General features: G+C 68.7%; 20 protein-coding genes and 1 tRNA gene. 11 read left to right on the top strand and 10 right to left on the bottom strand.

The features are described 5' to 3' along the window. The first annotated feature begins 197 nt into the window (after nucleotides 1-197). The 5 genes from MKL11_RS26695 to MKL11_RS26675 all read left to right on the top strand — a co-directional run bounded on the left by MKL11_RS26695 (nucleotide 198) and on the right by MKL11_RS26675 (nucleotide 2877). Entirely contained in the window at nucleotides 198-452 is a 255-nt protein-coding gene (locus MKL11_RS26695; protein ID WP_243948890.1) for a FitA-like ribbon-helix-helix domain-containing protein, read from the top strand. After that, entirely contained in the window at nucleotides 449-874 is a 426-nt protein-coding gene (locus MKL11_RS26690) for a type II toxin-antitoxin system VapC family toxin (RefSeq protein ID WP_243948887.1), read from the top strand. Before MKL11_RS26695 ends, MKL11_RS26690 begins: the two co-directional genes overlap by 4 nt. A 288-nt stretch (nucleotides 875-1162) precedes the next feature. Next, on the top strand, nucleotides 1163-2125 hold the full coding sequence (gene sppA / locus MKL11_RS26685) for a signal peptide peptidase SppA (protein ID WP_243948885.1): 963 nt from the start codon (nucleotides 1163-1165) through the stop codon (nucleotides 2123-2125). A gap of 49 nt (nucleotides 2126-2174) precedes the next feature. Continuing rightward, nucleotides 2175-2486, top strand: a complete 312-nt coding sequence (locus MKL11_RS26680; protein WP_007559930.1) for an integration host factor subunit beta — start codon at nucleotides 2175-2177, stop codon at nucleotides 2484-2486. Nucleotides 2487-2505: 19 nt separating this feature from the next. After that, nucleotides 2506-2877 (top strand): LapA family protein, encoded by a 372-nt coding sequence (locus MKL11_RS26675; protein WP_243948883.1) that lies wholly within the window; start codon nucleotides 2506-2508, stop codon nucleotides 2875-2877. Nucleotides 2878-2887: 10 nt separating this feature from the next. On the opposite strand, the gene MKL11_RS26670 is transcribed toward MKL11_RS26675, so the two are convergent. The 9 genes from MKL11_RS26670 to MKL11_RS26630 form a co-directional block, all read right to left on the bottom strand. Then, nucleotides 2888-3547 carry a phosphoribosylanthranilate isomerase gene (locus MKL11_RS26670; protein WP_243948876.1) on the bottom strand — a complete coding sequence of 220 codons (660 nt, stop codon included), beginning with the start codon at nucleotides 3545-3547 and terminating at the stop codon, nucleotides 2888-2890. Nucleotides 3548-3564: 17 nt separating this feature from the next. Then, the gene (locus MKL11_RS26665; RefSeq protein WP_243948874.1) at nucleotides 3565-4674 is read right to left on the bottom strand and encodes a DUF2125 domain-containing protein; all 1110 of its coding nucleotides are present in this window, start codon (nucleotides 4672-4674) and stop codon (nucleotides 3565-3567) included. A 153-nt stretch (nucleotides 4675-4827) separates the two neighbouring features. Beyond that, on the bottom strand, nucleotides 4828-5274 hold the full coding sequence (locus MKL11_RS26660) for a hypothetical protein (protein ID WP_243948872.1): 447 nt from the start codon (nucleotides 5272-5274) through the stop codon (nucleotides 4828-4830). A 153-nt stretch (nucleotides 5275-5427) separates the two neighbouring features. Further along, the gene (locus MKL11_RS26655; protein ID WP_243948871.1) at nucleotides 5428-6207 is read right to left on the bottom strand and encodes a lysophospholipid acyltransferase family protein; all 780 of its coding nucleotides are present in this window, start codon (nucleotides 6205-6207) and stop codon (nucleotides 5428-5430) included. A gap of 84 nt (nucleotides 6208-6291) precedes the next feature. Continuing rightward, complete coding sequence (locus MKL11_RS26650; protein WP_243948868.1) at nucleotides 6292-6801, bottom strand: hypothetical protein; 510 nt, start codon at nucleotides 6799-6801, stop codon at nucleotides 6292-6294. A gap of 115 nt (nucleotides 6802-6916) precedes the next feature. Further along, nucleotides 6917-10114 (bottom strand): efflux RND transporter permease subunit, encoded by a 3198-nt coding sequence (locus MKL11_RS26645; RefSeq protein ID WP_243948866.1) that lies wholly within the window; start codon nucleotides 10112-10114, stop codon nucleotides 6917-6919. 107 nt (nucleotides 10115-10221) lie between these two features. After that, entirely contained in the window at nucleotides 10222-11379 is a 1158-nt protein-coding gene (locus MKL11_RS26640; RefSeq protein ID WP_243948864.1) for an efflux RND transporter periplasmic adaptor subunit, read from the bottom strand. A gap of 146 nt (nucleotides 11380-11525) precedes the next feature. After that, nucleotides 11526-11846, bottom strand: a complete 321-nt coding sequence (locus MKL11_RS26635; RefSeq protein WP_243949086.1) for a rhodanese-like domain-containing protein — start codon at nucleotides 11844-11846, stop codon at nucleotides 11526-11528. A 110-nt stretch (nucleotides 11847-11956) separates the two neighbouring features. Beyond that, nucleotides 11957-13237, bottom strand: coding sequence for a glycosyltransferase family 4 protein (locus MKL11_RS26630; RefSeq protein WP_243948862.1), 1281 nt, complete (start codon nucleotides 13235-13237; stop codon nucleotides 11957-11959). Between the two features lie 149 nt (nucleotides 13238-13386). On the opposite strand from MKL11_RS26630, the gene MKL11_RS26625 reads away from it, so the two are divergent. The 5 genes from MKL11_RS26625 (at nucleotide 13387) to MKL11_RS26605 (ending at nucleotide 16742) form a co-directional block, all read left to right on the top strand. Then, nucleotides 13387-13463 (top strand) — tRNA-Pro (locus tag MKL11_RS26625). Nucleotides 13464-13627: 164 nt separating this feature from the next. Then, nucleotides 13628-14293: an SCO family protein gene (locus MKL11_RS26620; RefSeq protein WP_243948859.1), complete on the top strand. Its 666-nt coding sequence runs from the start codon at nucleotides 13628-13630 to the stop codon at nucleotides 14291-14293. A gap of 94 nt (nucleotides 14294-14387) precedes the next feature. Further along, nucleotides 14388-15977 (top strand): glucan biosynthesis protein, encoded by a 1590-nt coding sequence (locus MKL11_RS26615; RefSeq protein WP_243948857.1) that lies wholly within the window; start codon nucleotides 14388-14390, stop codon nucleotides 15975-15977. A gap of 149 nt (nucleotides 15978-16126) precedes the next feature. After that, a complete protein-coding gene (locus MKL11_RS26610) occupies nucleotides 16127-16357 on the top strand; it encodes a hypothetical protein (protein ID WP_243948855.1) in 231 nt (76 codons plus the stop codon). Between the two features lie 4 nt (nucleotides 16358-16361). After that, the gene (locus MKL11_RS26605) at nucleotides 16362-16742 is read left to right on the top strand and encodes a hypothetical protein (protein WP_243948854.1); all 381 of its coding nucleotides are present in this window, start codon (nucleotides 16362-16364) and stop codon (nucleotides 16740-16742) included. A gap of 9 nt (nucleotides 16743-16751) precedes the next feature. Here MKL11_RS26605 and MKL11_RS26600 read toward each other — a convergent pair whose 3' ends face one another. Beyond that, nucleotides 16752-16922, bottom strand: coding sequence for a hypothetical protein (locus tag MKL11_RS26600; protein ID WP_243948852.1), 171 nt, complete (start codon nucleotides 16920-16922; stop codon nucleotides 16752-16754). A 462-nt stretch (nucleotides 16923-17384) separates the two neighbouring features. Between MKL11_RS26600 and MKL11_RS26595 the strand changes: the two genes are divergently transcribed. After that, a complete protein-coding gene (locus MKL11_RS26595; RefSeq protein ID WP_243948850.1) occupies nucleotides 17385-18095 on the top strand; it encodes a Crp/Fnr family transcriptional regulator in 711 nt (236 codons plus the stop codon). Nucleotides 18096-18220 lie beyond the last annotated feature (125 nt).

The following is an 18220-nucleotide window of genomic DNA, read 5'->3' as shown; positions in this document are numbered from 1 at the left end:
CGGGATCCGCCGAGTCCTGCAACCACCTCTGGCGCCGGTACCGGCACGCCGCTCGAAGGCTTCGACCGCGTGGAGGCCGCGGCTTCAGCCGGGAAAATCGTCTTGAAGGATGGATCTCGCCACGCGCGGTACCGTGGGCGAAGTTGATTGCAAATTGATAAAATGCAATCGTCGCCATCATGCAGAGGTTTTGACATATGCGATCCATGACCGTTCGGAATGTGCCCGATGAGGTGCATCGCGCGATCCGCGTAAGGGCCGCTCAACACGGTCGCAGCGTCGAGGCCGAAATGCGCCATATCCTGGAATCTGCGGTGAGGCCGGAAGGCCGGATCAAACTGGGTTCGCTGCTGGCCGAGATCGGCAGCAAGATCAGACTGACGGACGAGGAACTCGCCATCCTCGAGAGCGTGCGCGACAAAACCCCGGCCCGTGCGGCGTGCTTTGAATGATCCTCCTCGATACGAACGTGGTTTCGGAGCCGCTCCGGCATGCGCCCGAGGCCCGCGTCATCGAATGGATCGACAGGCAACCTCTGGAAACACTCTATCTGTCTGCCATGACCGTCGCCGAACTGCGCGCCGGCGTAACCTTGCTACCGGTTGGCAAACGCCGAGCGACACTGCATGAGGACCTGGAGGGGGGCGTGCTACCCATGTTTGTCGGGCGTGTCCTGCCGTTCGACTTGGCTTGCACGACCGCCTATGCCGAACTGCTGGCGAGGGTTCGCAAGGCAGGGAGCGGGATCGAGACCGCCGATGCCTGCATCGCAGCGGTCGCCCTCGCTAACGGACTGACCGTCGCCACCCGCGATACCGCCCCGTTCGCGGCGGCCGGCCTCACTGTCATCGACCCCTGGGATCCGTCTTCGTGAGGCGCGCTGCCCGGGATCCTGGCCGGAACGCGACGCGTCCTACGGATCACCGGCCTCGACTGTGAGCGCGCGGCCTGCCTGACGGCAGCCCGACTTGATGGTCTGCGCGAGGGCCCCGCATTTTCTTCGCGCGGCCCATATCCAGGCCCGCGGAAAATGCTCTAGAACACCGGCCTCGGGCGGCTCCGGCCGCGCGAGGCAAAGGAAACCAAGGACTTGCCCGGCGCGGGGTCTCGCCCCCGCACCCCGTCACGGGGCCGATCCGGGGAGGCGAAGGGAAGCGACCGCATGGCAGCCGACGCCGAACTGCTGATCGACCGGCGGCGCCTGCGCCGCAGGCTGTCCCTGTGGCGGGTGCTCGGGATCGGCGGCCTGATCGTGGCAGTGGGGGCCCTGGGCTACCGCGTCCGGGCCGGCGCCGACGGCGCCTTCGCGGTGCGCCCGCAGATCGCCCGCATCTCCGTCTCGGGCTTCATCGCCGGCAGCGAGTCGACCGCCAAGCTGATGCAGCGGGTCGGCGACTCTGACGCCGTGAAGGGCGTGGTCGTCTCGATCAACTCGCCGGGCGGCACCACCACGGGGTCCGAAGAGATCTTCCGCAACCTGCGGGCGCTTGCCGCCAAGAAGCCGATCGTGGCCTTCGTGGACGGTACCGCCGCATCGGGCGCCTACATCACCGCCATCGCGGCCGACCACATCGTCGCCCGGGAGACCAGTCTGGTCGGGTCGATCGGCGTGCTGTTCCAGTACCCGGACCTGTCGGGCCTCCTTGACAAGGTCGGGGTCAAGGTCGAGTCGGTGAAATCCTCCCCGCTCAAGGCCGAGCCCTCGGGCTTCACCCCCACCACCCCGGAGGCGCGCGCTGCCCTGGCCGCCGTGGTCGGCGACACCTATGCCTGGTTCAAGGGTCTCGTGGCCGAGCGCCGGGGCATGGATGCCGGCCAGCTCACCGCCGTCTCGGACGGGCGGGTGTTCAGCGGCCGTCAGAGCGTGCCCCTGAAGCTGGTGGACGAGCTCGGCGGCGAGCGCCAGGCCGTGGCCTGGCTGGAGGCGAACCGCGGCGTGCCGAAGGACCTGCCGATCAAGGACTGGAAGCCCAGCAAGGACAGCGATTTCTCGCTCTGGTCGGCCGCCGGCATCGGCGCGGACCTCCTGGGCCTCGACGGGCTCGCCGGGCGTCTGCGGGCCGTCGGTGCCCAGGCCGAGACCGCCGGCGGCGGCCTGCTCGTCCTGTGGCGCCCGGAGCCCTGAGCGCCCCGCTCCCGAAGCCCGCCCCGATCCCCCGAGAAGACCGGACGCCATGATCAAATCGGAGCTCGTCCTCAAGATCGCCGAGCAGAACCCGCATCTCTACCAGCGTGACGTCGAGATCCTGGTCAACGCGATCCTCGACACCATCTCGGACGCGCTGGCCCGGGGCGACCGGGTGGAACTGCGCGGTTTCGGTGCCTTCTCGGTGAAGCGCAGAGAAGCGCGGAAGGGACGCAACCCACGCACCGGCGCGGCCGTTGCCGTTTCCGAGAAGGCCATTCCCGTGTTCAAGACCGGGAAGGAGATGCGCCAGCGCCTCAACGCCGCCGGCATCGGCGAGAGTGCGTCGGCCGCCGAGTAGGAAGAGGTTTGAGAGCGCGATGATCCGTTTCCTGAAGAGCCTCGTGCTGCTGCCGATCGCCGCCCTGGTGATCCTGCTGGCGGTCGCCAACCGGGCGCCGGTGCCGCTCTCCTTCGATCCGTTCAACGCGGACGCGCCGGTGTTCAGCGTCGACCTGCCGCTCTACGCGATCCTGTTTGGCGCCGTAGCTCTTGGCATCGTCGTCGGCGGCATCTTCACCTGGCTCGGCCAGGGCAAGACCCGGGCGAACGTGCGCTACCATCGCCGCGAGGCAACCCGATACGAGCGCGAGGCAACCCGGCTGCGCGCCTACGCGCCCGAGAGCGAGACGCAAGGCACCGCCTACACGGTGCCCAACACCAACCGGACCGCGTTGCCGGCACCGCGCTGAGCGGACAGGTTCAGCGGGCCGCCCGCACCGCGGCCACGAAGGCCGCGATCCTGTCCGGGTCCTTGAGTCCGGGCGCCGATTCGACGCCAGACGACACGTCCACGGCGCGGAGCCCTGTGCGGGTCAGCGCCTCTTGGACATTGCCGGCATCCAGCCCGCCGGACAGCATGGTCCCTGCCGGCAGATCGGCCTCGGCCAGGAGGGCCCAGTCGAACCGATGGCCGTTGCCCCCGGGGAGCGCGGCGCCGGGCGGCGGCTTGGCATCCAACAGGATCCGGTCGGCCACCGCCGCATAGGCGGCGATCGGCTCCAGGTCGGCCCGGGCCGCCACCCCGATCGCCTTCATCACCGGCCGTCCGGCCAGCGCCCGGATCGCCGCCACCCGCTCCGGGTTCTCGCGCCCGTGCAGCTGGATCAGGTCCGGGTCCACCGCCTCGACCGCCGCACGAACCACCGCATCGTCGGGATCAACGAGCAGGATGACCCGTTCGGCCCGGCCGCGGGCTTGCGCCGATAAACGCGACGCGCCCGCGAAGTCCACGTGACGGGGACTGCGGGGGAAGTGCACGAACCCGACCCAATCCGTGCCGGCATTCAGCGCGGCGTCGAGAGTTTCCGGCGTGCTGAGCCCGCAGATCTTGACGCGGACCGGAGGAATCGGAGCGGACATGGGGCGTTATAGCCGATCTAGTACAGGGTCGGCAGGTAGACGTTCGGGATCGGGAAGCCGCTAAAGACCACACGCCCGTTCACGAGCTTCAACGGCGGCAGGGGTTTGAGCGGTGCCGCATCCGCCGGCCCATCCTCCGGCTCGGGCCGCCGGCCCAGGCCGAGGAGGCCACCGACGAGCTGTCCGACCAGGGCACCCTTCTCGGATCCGAAGCGCTGGCCGACCACACTGCCGACCAGGGCATCGACCCCGGCTGCCCGCAGATCGAGCTGCCCGACCGGGCGGTGCGCCTCGTCGAGGGCGAGCGCGCCCTTCGCCTGGACGCGCTGGGCGCCCTTGGCCAGCGACAAGGCCGTTAGGTCGAGGCTGCCGCCGGCCCGGCGCCAGCGTTCGAGTTCCCGCGGCACCGGCCCGGTACGCAGGACGGTCGCCTGGGTCACGGTGGCATCGAGGGACATGTCGGCGGGGGCGGGGTTGCCGGTGAGCGCATCGAGCTGCGGTACCGAGGCCTGCGCGAGCCGCAGGCTCACGTCGACCGCGCCCTCGGACTCGAAGCGGCCGGGGGTCGGCCGCGCATGCAACTCCAGATGCTGGCCCGACACGGCGATCGGACCCGGATCGGCCCCGGTGACTATGACATTCGGGCCGTCCACAACCAGGGAGGCGCGGGTGAAGCCCTCCGAAGCGCCGTGGACGCTGCCCTGGAGCTTGCTCCACGTGGCGTCGCCAGTCAGCGCGCCCTGCTCGACATGGAAGGGGCCTGCGCTCTCGAACAGGACGAGTCGCGGCTGATAGACCTGCGCCACCGCGGTCGACGGGCCGAGGCGGAACCGGCCGTCGGACCGATCCAGTGTGACGCCACTGCAGCGCAGCTCGATCCGGAACGGGTAACCGGTCAGTGATCGATCGGCGCAGGTCCAAGTGCGGCCGGCCGCCGCCTCCCGGGCCATCCAGCCGTCGATCTCGGTCGCCGCCCGTCCCCGGATCCAGAACCAGCCGGCCGACCAGGCGACCACGATCAGCGCGAGCACGATGTAGGGCAGGAACAGCCCGAGCCGGAGACGCCGCGCGGTCCGCGCCAGCGAAGCCTGCGCATCGCCGTCTGTGCGCGTCCGATCCTGCGTCATGCGTCTCGCTCCCCACCATCCGCCCCGATCCAGGGGCTTGCAGGCCCCGCCTTGAGGCCATGCACGGGGCAAAACTGGGGCAACGTCGGGATCGGTCGACCGCGCGGCGAGCGATTAGCCTCCTGAGACCCGACAGCCGGGTCAGGTCCAGGATCAGACCTGGGCCGGCTCGATCGTATCGAACTGCAGGTCGCTGGCGATCGCCGCCCGCTCGGCGTCGCTCTCGGCGAGGCGATGCACATGCAGCTCGGTGGCGCCGCTGCTCCGCACCCGGTCGAGCCAGGTTCGCCGGAGATGGTCGCGCGGGCTCTCCTTCGAGGTCGCCACCGAGACCATCTCGGCGATGCCGGTCTCGTCGCGCCGCACGGCGATCACCACGGCCTCCGCCATCTCGTCGAGGTCGAAGGCCCCGGCCGGATGGACCCCGACCACGTAGCGCCGGCCCGAATGCCCGCGCCAGGCCGAGAGCGGCAAGGCCGGCGTGCCGCGCAGGCCGGCCGTGGTCTTGAGGCGTTCTTCACGCACATCCTGCCTCCGCGTGCGATCGTCCTTTAGGTCGCGAAGCGCGGCCGACCAGGACAGGGCTCTTCTGTTCGCCATTTGTTCCAATCTACTGCGCGATATCCACAGGCGTCAAGCACAACGTTCCTAGGCAGAGATGTGGTGATGGCGCGGGTTATCCACAACCAGCAGCCATGGCTGCTGGGCGATGCGACAGCCGGTGGACATCTGTCAATGCGGCCCCGATGGAATTCAGCGGCGCGGTGCGGCGCCGGCAGGCGCATCCGCGGCCGATGACGAAGCGCTCGCGGACGCAAAACCCTTCTGGCCGCCCTCCAGCAGGGCGTTCGTGGCCGCCTCCAGCCGATCTTGCGCCAGCGCCTGGAATTCCTGGCGCCCCATACCCGGCGGGATCGGTGCGAGAAACTGGATTATGGCCGTGCCAGGCCGGCGGATGAGGCTGTTACGCGCCCAGAATTGCCCGGTGTTCAGTGCCACGGGCAGGCAGGGCACCTTCAAGGCCGTGTAGAGGTGCGACAGACCCTGTTTGTAGGCCGGCGGAGCCCCAACCGCCCGGCGGGTTCCTTCGGGAAAGATGATGAGCTGGCGGCCCTCCCGGATGGCGTCGGCCGCGGCTGCGTTCATCAGGCTCATCGCCCGGGCGCCCTTGGAGCGGTCGATCGCCACCATGCCGCTGCGGGACAGATACCAACCGATCAGCGGGATCAGCAGCAGCTCACGCTTCAGGATGTAGGCAAATTGCGGGAACACCGTGCAGAGCGCGAGGGTCTCCAGGGCCGATTGGTGCTTGGCCGCCACCAGAAGCGGCCCCTTCGGGATGTTCTCGAGACCGCGGAACTCGACCCGCATGCCGGCGACCGCGCGCAGCAGCCAGAGGGTGATCCGGCCCCAGAGCCGGGCCAGCCTCAGCACCGCGCGGCGGGAGACCAGCGTGGGCAGGCCGCCGAGCGCCAGCAGCGTCGTCACCGCGTAGAAGCAGACGTTGAAGGCGAGGGAGCGCAGGACGAGCATCGGGATCCGCTTCGTGACGGCTTTCCTCTACCGCGCGGAGGCGCCCGCGGCCAAGCGCGGACGGTCCGACACCGGACCAAACGATCATGCGCCTCCGGCATGCCGCTCGGGCCGGGAGAACCCGGCGCTGCGTCCCGCGACCAGCCAGTAGACGAGGCCGGCGCTGGCGCCGACGACGAACAGGATCAGCGTCAGCCGCGCCTCGGCGGTGCGAAGCCCTGGGCCTGCTTCCGGACGCGCGACGCCGCGGGCAAGCCAGGGCAGGGCTGCGGTCAGAAGACCGCTACCGACACCGTACCAGAGCAAGCCGCGGCGCGAAAACATCTCGCCGGTGAAGCCGACCAGGGCCGGCGGTACGAACAGCAAGACGAACAGCGCCTGGGCGAGGCCCGCGATCAGGAGCGTCAGCCCCTCCGGCGGAAGCCCCGCCGAGAGATCGGATAGGGCCATGTCGACACCTGCGAGTGCGCCATTGGTCAGCCACGCATTGGCGGTCGGATCGACCAGAAGCGCCAGCATGAGGATCGAGCCGCCGGCCGGGACGGCCAGCAGCAGGGCGAAGGCTCCGAGGAACAGGCGACCGACGAGATGCATGGCACGCTCTTACACCGGAGAAGGCAAGCCATTGCAAAAGGAGCCGCCCCCGACCGGTGAGGGTCGGGGGCGGCTCCCGGCATGCGCGAGTCTTTCGATTTGCGGGCAGCCCGCCTCAGCCGTGGGCGGGGGCCGTCCCGCCGTGGTCGCCGTGAGAGGACTTGCCGCGCAGGCGACCGAGCCAGAGCGAGAAGTGGCGGATCACCACGTAGAAGACCGGGGTCAGGAACAGGCCGAAGAAGGTCGCGCCGATCATCCCGAAGAATACCGCCGTGCCGAGCGCCTGGCGCATCTCGGCGCCCGGGCCGGTGGCGATCACCAGCGGCAGGGTGCCGAGGATGAACGCGAAGGCGGTCATCAGGATCGGGCGCAGGCGCAGGCGGCAGGCCTCCACGGCCGCCTCGACCGGGCCCCGATGCTCGCGCTGCTCGATGTCGTGCGCGAACTCGACGATCAGGATCGCGTTCTTAGCCGCGAGGCCGATCAGCACGATCAGGCCGATCTGGGTCAGGATGTTGTTGTCCTGCCCCCGGAACTGCACCCCGGCTAACGCGGCGAGCACGCCGGTCGGAACCACCAGCAGGATCGCCAGCGGCAGAGCCCAGGATTCGTACTGCGCGGCCAGCACAAGGAAGACAAGCAGCACGCCCAGGGCGAAGACGGCGCCGGCGGTGCCGCTCGCGGCCTTCTGCTGGAAGGCGATCTCGGTCCAGTCGTAGGCGAAGCCATCGGGCAGAGCCTTCTTGGCGATCGCCTCCATGGCGTCGAGGGCTTGTCCGGTGGAAACGCCGGGCTTGGCCACGCCTTGTACCGGGACCGAGTAGTACAGGTTGAACCGCTGCACGATCTGCGGGCCGGTCACGTCGCGCACGGAGGCCAGCGTGCCCATCGGAACCAGCGCGCCGGTCGAGGAGCGCACCTTGATCTGCGAGATGTCCTGGATCGACGTGCGGAAGGCGGCATCGCCCTGCAGGCGCACCTGATAGATGCGGCCCAGCGTGTTGAAGTCGTTGACGTAGGTGCCGCCGAGATCCGCCTGGACCGACGAGAACACGTTGGCGAGCGGCACGTTCAGCATCCGCGCGATGGTGCGGTCGATGTCGAGGAAGAGCTGCGGCGTCGCGTTGTCGAAGGTCGTGAACACGCGCTGCACGTCGGCGCTCTGGTTCGCCTGGGCGATCACCTCGCCGGCCGCAGCCATCAGCGGACCGATCTCCGAAGATTGACGGCTCTCGATCTGCATCTTGAAGCCGCCGCCGTTGCCGAGGCCGCGCACCGGCGGGGGCGGGATCACGATCACCCGCGCTTCCTGGATGTCCGAGGTGGCCTTGAGCACCTCGCCAGTGATCACCGCGGCGCTGCGCCCCTGACCAGCGCGTTCCTTCGCCCCCGTAAGGGTGAGGAACATCACGCCGGCATTGGTCGTGTTGGTGAAGGTCGCCCCGTCGAAGCCCGCGATGATCACCGCGTTGGCGACGCCGGGCACCGTCCTGGCTTGCTTGGCGGCCCGCAGGATCACGTCCGTGGTGCGGTCGAGGGAGGCGCCGGAGGGGAGCTGCACGACGCCGATCAGGTATCCCTGATCCTGGTCAGGGATGAAGCCCGTCGGCGTGGTCTGCGCGAGGTGCAGGGTGCCGGCGATCACCGCGGCGTAGACCAGCAGCATCACGCCGATGCCGATGATCCCGCCCGTGAGGACGCGAATGGCCCGGCCATAGGCGTTCGAGGTGGCATCGAAGGCGCGGTTGAAGCCGTTGGCGAGCCAGTTCAGGAACCGGGCCAGAAAGAATTTCGGCTCCTTGCGCGCGTGATGCGGCACGAGCAGCAGCTTACACAGGGCCGGGGACAGGGTCAGCGAGTTGAACGCCGAAATCAGGGTCGAGGCCGCGATCGTGAGCGCGAACTGCTTGTAGAACTGACCCGAGATGCCCGGGATGAACGCGGTCGGCACGAACACCGCGGCGAGCACCAGGGCGATGGCGATGACCGCGCCGCCGACCTCGTCCATGGTCTTGTGCGCGGCATCGCCCGCCGAGAGTCCCTCGGCCATGTTGCGCTCGACGTTCTCCACCACGACGATGGCGTCGTCGACCACGATGCCGATGGCGAGCACCAGACCGAACAGCGTCAGGTTGTTGAGCGAAAAGCCGAAGGCCGCCATCGCCGCGAATGTGCCGATCAGCGAGACGGGGATCGCAATCACCGGGATCAGCGCCGTTCGCCAGCTTTGCAGGAACACCAGCACCACGATGACGACGAGGCCGACCGCCTCGAACAGGGTCTTGTAGACCTCCTGGATCGATTCCTCGATGAACTCGGTCGGGTTGTAGGCGATGCGGTACTCGACGTCCGGGGGGAAGTTCTTCTTGACGGTCTCCATCACGTTCTTGACGGAGGTCGCCGCCTCAAGGGCGTTGGTGCCGGGCCGCTGGAACGCGCCGATGCCCACCGCAGGCGTGTCGTTGAGGTAGGAGTTGGTCGTGTAGTCCTTCTGGCCCATCTCGACGCGGGCGATGTCCTTGACCCGGACGAGGCGCCCGTCCTGGGCCTTGATGATCACCTCGGCGAACTGTTCCGGCGTCTTGAACCGCGCTTGCGACTGCACGACGAGCTGGAACGCCTCGCTCGGTGCCGCCGGCGGCCCGTTGAGCTGGCCGGCCGCGACCTGGACGTTCTGCTCCTGCAGGGCCGTGGTGACGTCGGTGACCGAGAGGCCGTAGGCCGCGAGCTTGTTGGGATCGACCCAGATCCGCTCGGCATATTCGTTACCGCCGAAGATCGTGATGTCGCCGACGCCGTCGAGGCGCAGCAGCTCGTCGCGGATGTTCAGGTAGATGTAGTTGGCGAGGTAATTCTGGTCGTAGGTCTTGTTCGGCGACAGCAGGTGCACGACCAGCATCAGGTCGGGCGAGGCCTTGCGCACCGTGACGCCGAGGTTGCGCACGTCCGGCGGCAGGCGGGGCTGCGCCACCGAGAGCCGGTTCTGCACCAGTACGTTGGCGATATCGAGGTTGGTGCCGACCTTGAAGGTCACGGTCAGCAGCATGTTGCCGTCGTTGGTCGACAACGACGTCATGTACAGCATGTTGTCGACGCCGTTGACCTCCTGCTCGATCGGCGTCGCGATCGTCGCGGCCACGGTCTCGGCGTTGGCGCCCGGATACGAGGCGCGCACGGTCACGGTCGGCGGCACGATCTCCGGGTACTGCGAGACCGGCAGGGTCTCGTAGGCCACGAAGCCGAGGATCAGGAAGACGATCGACGTGACCGACGCGAAGATCGGCCTGTCGACGAAGAAGTGGGCGAAACGCATCGGTCAAACCTCTGAGGCCCGCCGGTCACCCGGTCGGGGCCCTGCGTCGTCGGTGCGGCGCATGCGGCGCGGCGCACGCGCATGCCGTCGTGTTGAGCCGGTCAGGCTCACGTCTTGCTCGGGGGCAGCTCGACCGTCTCCGGGGTGACCTTGGCCCCCGGACGGACGCGCGAGATGCCGTTGACCACTAGGCTCTCGTCGCCCTTCAGGCCGCTGCGGATCACCCGGTAGCCGTCGACCTTCGGGCCGAGCACCACGTCCTTCTGCTGGATCACGTTGTCCGGCCCGAGCACGTAGACGATGTGCTTGTCCTGGTTGGCGGCGACCGCCTCGTCGGGGATCATCACGCCCTGGAACGGCTTGGTGGCCGGCATCGCGACGATGCCGAACAGGCCGGGCTTGATGAACAGGTCGGCATTCGGGACCGTGGCGCGCAGCAGGATCGTGCCGGTGGCGTTGTCGACGCGGTTGTCGACGAAGTCGAGGGTGCCCTTGCGGGTCGGCTTCGCCTCGCCGGAGAGGGCGATCAGGATCGGCACGCCCTTGCCCTGCTGGGTCTGGCCCATGCCGATGCCGAGGCTGCTCTGGTACTTGAGGAACGACTTCTCGTCGACGGTGAAGCTGAAATAGATCGGGTCCAGGGACACGATCGTGGTCAGCATCGTCTGGTCGGCGCTGACGATGTTGCCCTCGGTGACCAGACGCCGGCTGATCCGACCGTTGATCGGCGCCTTCACCTCGCTGAAGTCATAGTTGAGCTGGGCGTTGTTCAGCGCCGCCTGGGCGCTGTCGACATCGGCCTGGGCGGTCAGCGAGGCCTGCCGGCGCTGGTCGGTGACCTGCTCGGAGATGTTGCCGCTCCGCGACAGGGTCTGGGCGCGCTCGAGATCGGTCTGCGAGAAGGATTGGCGCGCCTTGGCGGAGGCCAGGGCCGCCTGGGCCTGCTCCAGAGCCGCCTTGTAGGGGCGCCGGTCGATCACGAACAGCAGATCGCCCTTCTTCACGGTCTGGCCGTCGGTAAAGTTGATTTTTTCCAGGTAGCCGGTGACCCGGGCCCGGACCTCGACGTATTCGATCGCCTCGAATCGGCCGGTATACTGGTCCTGCTCGACGATCTCGCGGACCACCGGCTTGGCCACGGTCACCTTCGGCGGCGGGCCGCCGGGTGCCTGTGCGTGAGCGATCGAGGCGAGCGGACCCGCAACGAGGAGGCCGGCGGCGAGACCGGAGAGCACGGGGAGGAGGCTGGAAAGCCGGCTGCGCATCGGGTCCTGCTGTCCGTTGGCCGACCCGTCGGTCGAACCGAGCTTGACGATGAGTCCTGGGCAGACGCGCCGTAACCCGCGCGCCCTATAACCCATTGTGCGAGAGCGCACATGACGGCCGCTAAAGGCCGGATTGTTTCGGATCGCTACTCGATTGCTTCGCCTGCGGCGTACCAATCCTTGAAGCCGCCCTTGTAGTGCTCGGCGATGTCGAGGCCGGCCTTCTGAACCGCCACCAGGGCATGGACCGAGCGGACCCCCGACCCGCAGGACAGGACCGGGCGGCGCCCATCCGCCGTAATCAGCGCGGCCACGGCCTGCGGGTCGAACGTGGAGAGCGGATGCGAAACGGCACCGGGGATGTGCCCGGCCTCGTATTCGTGGTCCTCGCGCACGTCGATGATCAGCATCGTGCCATCGCTCAACCCGCGCTTGACCGTTTCACGATCGAGGTCGACCACCTGCATCGACAGCATCTCCGTTCCGCCCCGTTCAGGGCCCGGCCCTATAAAGGCTGACGCTTTCCCTTATTCATCAGGCCGAGGTGGCGCAACTCGCGGCATGACGGCCGGCCCGGTCAGAGCGCTGCGAGCGTCGGCTCCACCTTCGCGAAATGGGCGTCCCAGCCCGGCGGCTCGTAGCCGTCGAGACGCGCGGCGAGCTCGGCCCGAAGCGGAGCGTCCGGCCGGGCGAGCGTCTCGATCGCGTCCAACCAGCCCGGGCCGTCCAGCGGATCGCGGAACAGGGCGAAGCCGCCGGCGATCTCCCGGTGAACCGGGATGTCGGACGCCACCACAGGCAGGCCGGAGGCCGCGGCCTCGACGATCGGGATGCCGTAGCCTTCGGTGAACGAGGGCATCAGCAGGGCGGTGCAACTGCGGGTCAGCGCCGCTAGACCGTGCGTCGAGAGACCCGTGACCTCGACCGTGTGGGCGCGCACGCCCGGGCAGCGCTCGAGCATATCGATAGCGCTCTCGGCCTCCCAGCCCCGGCGCCCGACCACCACCAGGCGCGGCGTCGCCGCTCCGTGCCGCTCGGCCAGGACGCGCCAGAGCTGGAACAGCAGCAGGTGATTCTTGCGCGATTCGATCGTGCCGCAGACCAGGAAGGTCGGGCGGTCCGGCTGGAAGCGCGGCCCGGCCCGCCCGAAGGCCGGCTCGACCCCGAGATGGCCCACCGCCACCGGCGGCCGGCCGAAACCCTCGGCGGCCAGATGATCCAGGGTGCGCGCGGCGGTATCGGCGGAATTGACCAGGATCGCGGCGGCGTGGCGCCCGATCGTGCGCATCCGGACCCAGTGGCGGTCGGCCTCACCGGCGCGCCCGTATTCGGGATGCGTGATCGGGATGAGGTCGTGGACGAAAAACGCTGCGCGCACGTCGCGCCGGTCGTAGAGCCAATCGAACCGGCTGGGATTGTCGAGGCGGAGGTGCGAGGTGTGCAGGTAGAGCGCATCCCGGGGAAGGGCTGAGAGCGGGCTGCCGCGCAGGGCGATGTCGGCCGCCGTCCGCGCCTGGATTCGGCGGCGCTGCGTACTCCCCGCTCGGGAGGCCAGCGCGGACGGGGCGGCTGTCACCGGGGCGCCGAGCCGCGCCGACAGCGCGCGATAGACTGGATCGGAGAGCGCGTCCCGATCCTCGACCCAGCCCGCCGCCACCGCCTCGACGATGGCCAGCGCATGCGCGCAGTCGAGCACCCGCGGCCCGTAGGCCGTGGACACCACACCGACGCCCGGCCCGGGCCGCCCCAGAAAGCGGCGTGCATAGGCAAGATCGACCCGGTCGATCCCCGACGGGCTCGCGTGACGCAGCCGCGTGACCAGGCGCGTGAGATCGAAGGCGATCGGTCGGTCCGTCATGGTCCTCAATGGCGTGGCGCGATCGTTGCGGCGCGATGCAGATGCTCCCCGTAACCGCCCCGGCCGGAGAGGGCCAGGGCCGCCGATCCGGTACGAAGGGCTTGCGCGGGCGGGGCGCGACGGCTAAGAGCCCCGAGCCCTTGTGGCATCGGAGTGTAGCGCAGCCCGGTAGCGCACCTGTCTGGGGGACAGGGGGTCGTCGGTTCAAGTCCGGCCACTCCGACCATTTTTTGGCCTAGCAGCGCGTATTCGCCTCCAGAAGGCAGATCGACGCAGACCGAAAGGCTCCGTCTCCCGACCTTGGTCTGGTGCGGCTCGCCGCAGCGGGATCGCGCGAGGCAATCCCGACCCCATATGGCATCCATCGACGCTCCCGTCGCAGGTCCCAGCATGGCACCGAGCCCGCTCGCCCTCATCGCGTCCGCCGCGATCGTCACCCTGGTCGCCACCGGAACGGGGGCGATCGTCCTACAGCAGGGCTCGCACTTCAGCCATCCGCGCCGGGTTGGCGGCAGCTTCGCCATGGCGGATCTCGATGGGCGCCCGGTCAGCCAAGACGACCTGCTCGGCAAGCCGTCGGCCCTGTTCTTCGGCTTTACCCATTGCCCGGAGGTCTGCCCGACGACGCTCACGACGCTGTCCGGAGCGCTCGGCCGGATGGGTCGCGACGCCGACCGCATCAACGTGGTCTTCGTCACCCTGGACCCGGAGCGGGACACGCCCGAGAGCCTTCGCGACTACCTGACCGCCTTCGATCCGCGGATCCGCGGCTTCGTCGGCACACCCGAGCAGGTCGCCAGCATGGCAGACGCCTACCACGTCGCCTACAAGCGTGTGCCGGTCCCCGGCGGCGATTACACGATGGAGCATTCTGCCACCGTCGGGCTGTTCGACAAGACCGGCCGGATGGTCGGCGAGATCGGCTACGGCGAGGACGAGGACCGCACCCTGTCCAAGCTGATCACCCTGGCACTCCCGGGCCAATGCGCCCCCGGGGGCGGGGCCGCCCTTTGGGAGACCGACGGCCCCACCAATGCCTGCGGCCCACGAAGCTGAACCTCTGCCGACGCGGCGGTCAATTGCGCGGTCATGCCAGCGTGACTAGAGGGCGGAGCGGGTCGTCGGACCGGCGATTCCCGGAGGTTTTAGCTTGATCACGCGACGCGCCCTGACTGCCTTAGGCCTGCTGGCTCTGTCGCCTCTCGCGCGACCCGCCCAGGCCGCATCGGGCGGGCCGCGTCTGGCGCCGCCGGAGCCGATGGATTTCGACCGTCTTAAGGACCTAGCCCGCACGCTCCGCGACCGGCCCTACGCACCGCCCCCCGAGGCGTCGGCCTCTCCCGCGCTCGACGCCCTGACCTACGGGCCCCTCCAGGAGATCCGCTACCCGCCCGCGCACGCGCTGTTCCCGGAGAGCCCGTACCCGGTCACCTTCTTCCATCTCGGCAACTTCTTCCGGCATCCGGTGAAGATCTTTTCGCTCGAAGGCGGTCAGGCGCGCGAGGTGCTGTATTCCCGCGACCTCTTCGCCTACCCGCCCGGCAATCCCGGCATGGACCTGCCAGACGGCTCAGGCTTTGCCGGTGTCCGCTTCCAGAAGGTCCCGGCCGGCCTGCCCGGCGACGATGGCGATTGGCTGGCCTTCCTGGGCGCCTCGTATTTCCGCGCCGCCGGGGACGGAGCGCAATACGGCGCCTCGGCCCGGGGCATCGCCATCGACACCGCGCCGGGACCGGGCAAGATCGAGGAATTCCCGGTCTTCACCCGCTTCTACGTGTCGCCGGCATCGAACGGCGCAGTGTCCGTGCTGGCGCTGCTCGAGGGCAAAAGCCTCACCGGCGCCTACCGGTTCACCGCCCGGAAGGAGCCCCACGTGGTGATCGACGTCGCCTGCACGCTGTACATGCGCCACGCCGTCGAGCGGTTCGGCGTGGCGCCGCTGACCTCGATGCTCTGGTACTCGGAGGGGATGAGCCGGTTCCTCGCCAGCGACTGGCGGCCGGAGGTGCATGATTCCGACGGGTTGCTGATGCAGACCGGCACCGGCGAGCTGATCTGGCGCCCGCTCAACAACCCGCCGCGCCTCAGCGTCAGCGCCTTCGCGGACCGCTCGCCCAAGGGGTTCGGCCTGCTCCAGCGCGACCGGGCCTTCGCCACCTACATCGATGACGGCTTCGAGGAGAACCGCCCCGATATCTGGGTCGAGCCGCTGGGCGATTGGGGGGCGGGCAGCGTGCAGCTCATCGAGATTCCGACGCATCAGGAGACCGACGACAACATCGGCGCGATGTGGGTGCCGGCCGATCCGCCGGCCGCCGGGGCCGAGCGCAGCTTCGCCTATCGCCTGCATTGGCCGGTGGCCGAGCCGGTCGCCACCGATCTCGCCCGCTGCGTCGCGACCCGGGCGACCAAAGCATCCTGGCTGTCCGACGCGGACAGGCGTCCGGGCCGGGCGAACCTCGTGCGCCAGTTCGTTCTGGAATTCGAGGGCGCGGCCCTGACGGGCCTCGATCCCGAGAAGGCCCAGGTGGCGCTGACGCTGTCGCGCGGCAGCGCCGAGGAGGTCGGGGCGACCTGGGCGCCCTACGGCAAGCCGAGCCCCTGGCGGGTCTTCCTGAAAGTCTTTGCGGACGGCCCCGAGCCGATCGAGATGCGCCTGCAACTCAGGAACGGCGACCGGCCGCTCTCCGAGACCTGGGCCTACCAATATTATCCGGAGGCCGCCGGGACGGTGCTTTAGCCGGCCGTTTGACAGGTCCTTCCCCGTCTCGATCTCATCCTGATCCTCTCGGCAAAATGCCGGCCCGGCGCATTGCCGGCGCGGGGCGACCATCCTTACAAGGTTACCTCGGGGCCGCGCTTCGCCGCCCCGCCGCATCCGAGGCTGTCATGACCGGCGAACGACCGCCCGGCCTCGATCTCCCCGAGGCCCTGACCCGGCTGCTGAAAGCGCCCAGGACCGCGATCTGGCCAACGCCGGAGGACCGCAACCGCCTGCGCCTTGGCCGCCAGCGGCCCAGCCAGCCGAGTCGGGCCGTGATCGGTGTCTGGATCTGGGCGATCCTGTACAACCTGATCGGCTTCGCGATCCTCGCGACCCTGTGGCGGACGATGCACTGACCCGATGAACGCACCCGAGCCGACGCTGTCCGCCATCCGTGGCGCGGTCCCGACCGCCCTGCTCCTCCTCGGCCTCGCTGTCGCACCGGCCTGGGCGCAAGCACCCGAGAACGCCCTGAACGCGGATGACGGTACCGGAGCGGTCAAGGTCTGCGCGCCGGTGGCGATGCCGCGCTGGCGCTCGATGATTCCGGCCCCCAAGACCTGGACTTTCCTGGACTGCATGGGTTTCTCGGGCGAGATGGGCGCCAGCCATTTCCAGCTCGGTTGCCTGTTCGCCAACGTCACGCCGCACGCGCAGAAATACGCCTGGGGACCGGTGGTGGCGATCGAGAAGGCGGCCCTGGCCCAGCCGCAACCGCCCTTACCCAATTGCGGCTGGTGATCCGCCGGATCAGCCCCGACTGACCGAACCGTCCGGCCAGTCCAATGCGAGAGTGAGGTGCGCCCGGAAAGCGACCGCACCCACCTCGTTTCGAACCCGCACCGCCAGGCTCAAATCGGCAAAATTCAGCGACGAAAGCGACTTCGCCTTGGCCTGAACCGTGTCGGTGGCGATGTCCACCAGCGCTGACTCCGAGGTTCGGCGCTTCCTGCCGACCACCGACGTCGAGCCCCGCGTCGTCCAGCGACAGCATTGCGCCGTCACCGACGGTGGTGAAATTGCGTACGGCACACCGTCTCTGCGGGCAAACGCGTTGCTATCGGTGTCCGATCGGTGCTGTCGTTACCCTGCGTGACGGCGTGTTACGCCATCGCCGCGTAGGACTCTAAAATGTCCCGGACGCCGGAAGCGCGGCGGGGCAGCGTTCCGCGCTGAAACCAAATATGTTTATGACGGTTAACTGAAACTGACCCAGAGCGTCGCATCGCGATCGTCTGAAAGCGTACGTAGAGCGCAGGACAACTTAATTCCGCTTGTGGTCGAGCGGCGGCCGTTTACCTCGTTGCCATCGCGAGCAGACGAGCTTGAGCGCCGTTGACCAAAAGATCATCCGCGCTCTAGCCCTCAATTTGGAGCGGAGCCTTGGATCGACCGAAGCAGGATGGCGTCCGCAATCGTCTGCTCCGTCTCATGACCCCCGATGATTTCGCCTATTTTGCTCCCGTACTGGAGGTCGTCTCGGTGCCGTTGCGTGAGTTGCTGATCCAGCCGCTCGCGCCGATCCTGCACGCCCATTTCATCGAGGAGGGCGTCGTCTCCCTGGTCGCCGACACGGTCGAGGGCCGGATCGAGATCGGGGTCGTCGGCTACGAGGGGATGTGCGGCGCGCCGCTCGTGCTGGGGACGGACCGCACCCCCCACACCGCCCTCGTCCAGTCCGATCTCACGGCCCTGCGGGTTCCGGCCGCGGTCCTCGTCGCGGCTCTGGATAGGAGCCCGACACTGCGCAGTCTGCTCGGGCGCTACGTGCAGAGCCTGATCGTCCAGGTCGGCCACACGGTCTACGCCAATACGGATCTCACTATCGAGGCACGGCTCGCCCGCTGGATCTTGATGACTCACGACCGGCTGCAGAAGGACGAGCTGATCCTGACGCACGAGTTCCTGGCGATGATGCTCGGCGTTCGCCGACCCGGCGTCACGACGGCGACCCATGTCCTGGAGGGCTCGGGCATGATCCGGGCCCGGCGGGGGCGAATCATCGTGGTCGATCGCGACAAGCTGGAGGACCTCGCCGGGGACGCTTACGGTCCGGCCGAGGCGGAGTACGAGCGGCTGCTCGCGCGCGGCTGACGCGCCGGTCGGCGGGCCACACCGCCATCGCGGAACGGCTGCCTGAAGTGCTCGAACCGTGCGGGATCGCCGGTTTCGCGATGCATCGCCGCGCTTCGCTTCGCAAGCTTCCGGCGGCGCGGCTG

The sequence above is a fragment of the Methylobacterium sp. J-077 genome (genome assembly GCF_022829365.1).
Classification (GTDB): Bacteria; Pseudomonadota; Alphaproteobacteria; order Rhizobiales; family Beijerinckiaceae; genus Methylobacterium.
This window is presented reverse-complemented; position numbering and strand designations above follow the sequence as displayed.

Bases quoted from the DNA above. Each gene is read 5' to 3' on its own strand.
- MKL11_RS26610 (WP_243948855.1), top strand. From the start codon at position 16,127: ATGACCGGCGAACGACCGCCCGGCCTCGATCTCCCCGAGGCCCTGACC.
- MKL11_RS26640 (WP_243948864.1), bottom strand. From the start codon at position 11,379: ATGCGCAGCCGGCTTTCCAGCCTCCTCCCCGTGCTCTCCGGTCTCGCC.
- MKL11_RS26680 (WP_007559930.1), top strand. From the start codon at position 2,175: ATGATCAAATCGGAGCTCGTCCTCAAGATCGCCGAGCAGAACCCGCAT.
- MKL11_RS26690 (WP_243948887.1), top strand. From the start codon at position 449: ATGATCCTCCTCGATACGAACGTGGTTTCGGAGCCGCTCCGGCATGCG.
- MKL11_RS26695 (WP_243948890.1), top strand. From the start codon at position 198: ATGCGATCCATGACCGTTCGGAATGTGCCCGATGAGGTGCATCGCGCG.
- MKL11_RS26645 (WP_243948866.1), bottom strand. From the start codon at position 10,114: ATGCGTTTCGCCCACTTCTTCGTCGACAGGCCGATCTTCGCGTCGGTC.
- MKL11_RS26630 (WP_243948862.1), bottom strand. From the start codon at position 13,237: ATGACGGACCGACCGATCGCCTTCGATCTCACGCGCCTGGTCACGCGG.
- MKL11_RS26665 (WP_243948874.1), bottom strand. From the start codon at position 4,674: ATGACGCAGGATCGGACGCGCACAGACGGCGATGCGCAGGCTTCGCTG.
- MKL11_RS26670 (WP_243948876.1), bottom strand. From the start codon at position 3,547: ATGTCCGCTCCGATTCCTCCGGTCCGCGTCAAGATCTGCGGGCTCAGC.
- MKL11_RS26635 (WP_243949086.1), bottom strand. From the start codon at position 11,846: ATGCAGGTGGTCGACCTCGATCGTGAAACGGTCAAGCGCGGGTTGAGC.
- MKL11_RS26605 (WP_243948854.1), top strand. From the start codon at position 16,362: ATGAACGCACCCGAGCCGACGCTGTCCGCCATCCGTGGCGCGGTCCCG.
- MKL11_RS26650 (WP_243948868.1), bottom strand. From the start codon at position 6,801: ATGCATCTCGTCGGTCGCCTGTTCCTCGGAGCCTTCGCCCTGCTGCTG.
- MKL11_RS26620 (WP_243948859.1), top strand. From the start codon at position 13,628: ATGGCACCGAGCCCGCTCGCCCTCATCGCGTCCGCCGCGATCGTCACC.
- MKL11_RS26675 (WP_243948883.1), top strand. From the start codon at position 2,506: ATGATCCGTTTCCTGAAGAGCCTCGTGCTGCTGCCGATCGCCGCCCTG.
- MKL11_RS26660 (WP_243948872.1), bottom strand. From the start codon at position 5,274: ATGGCGAACAGAAGAGCCCTGTCCTGGTCGGCCGCGCTTCGCGACCTA.
- MKL11_RS26655 (WP_243948871.1), bottom strand. From the start codon at position 6,207: ATGCTCGTCCTGCGCTCCCTCGCCTTCAACGTCTGCTTCTACGCGGTG.
- sppA (WP_243948885.1), top strand. From the start codon at position 1,163: ATGGCAGCCGACGCCGAACTGCTGATCGACCGGCGGCGCCTGCGCCGC.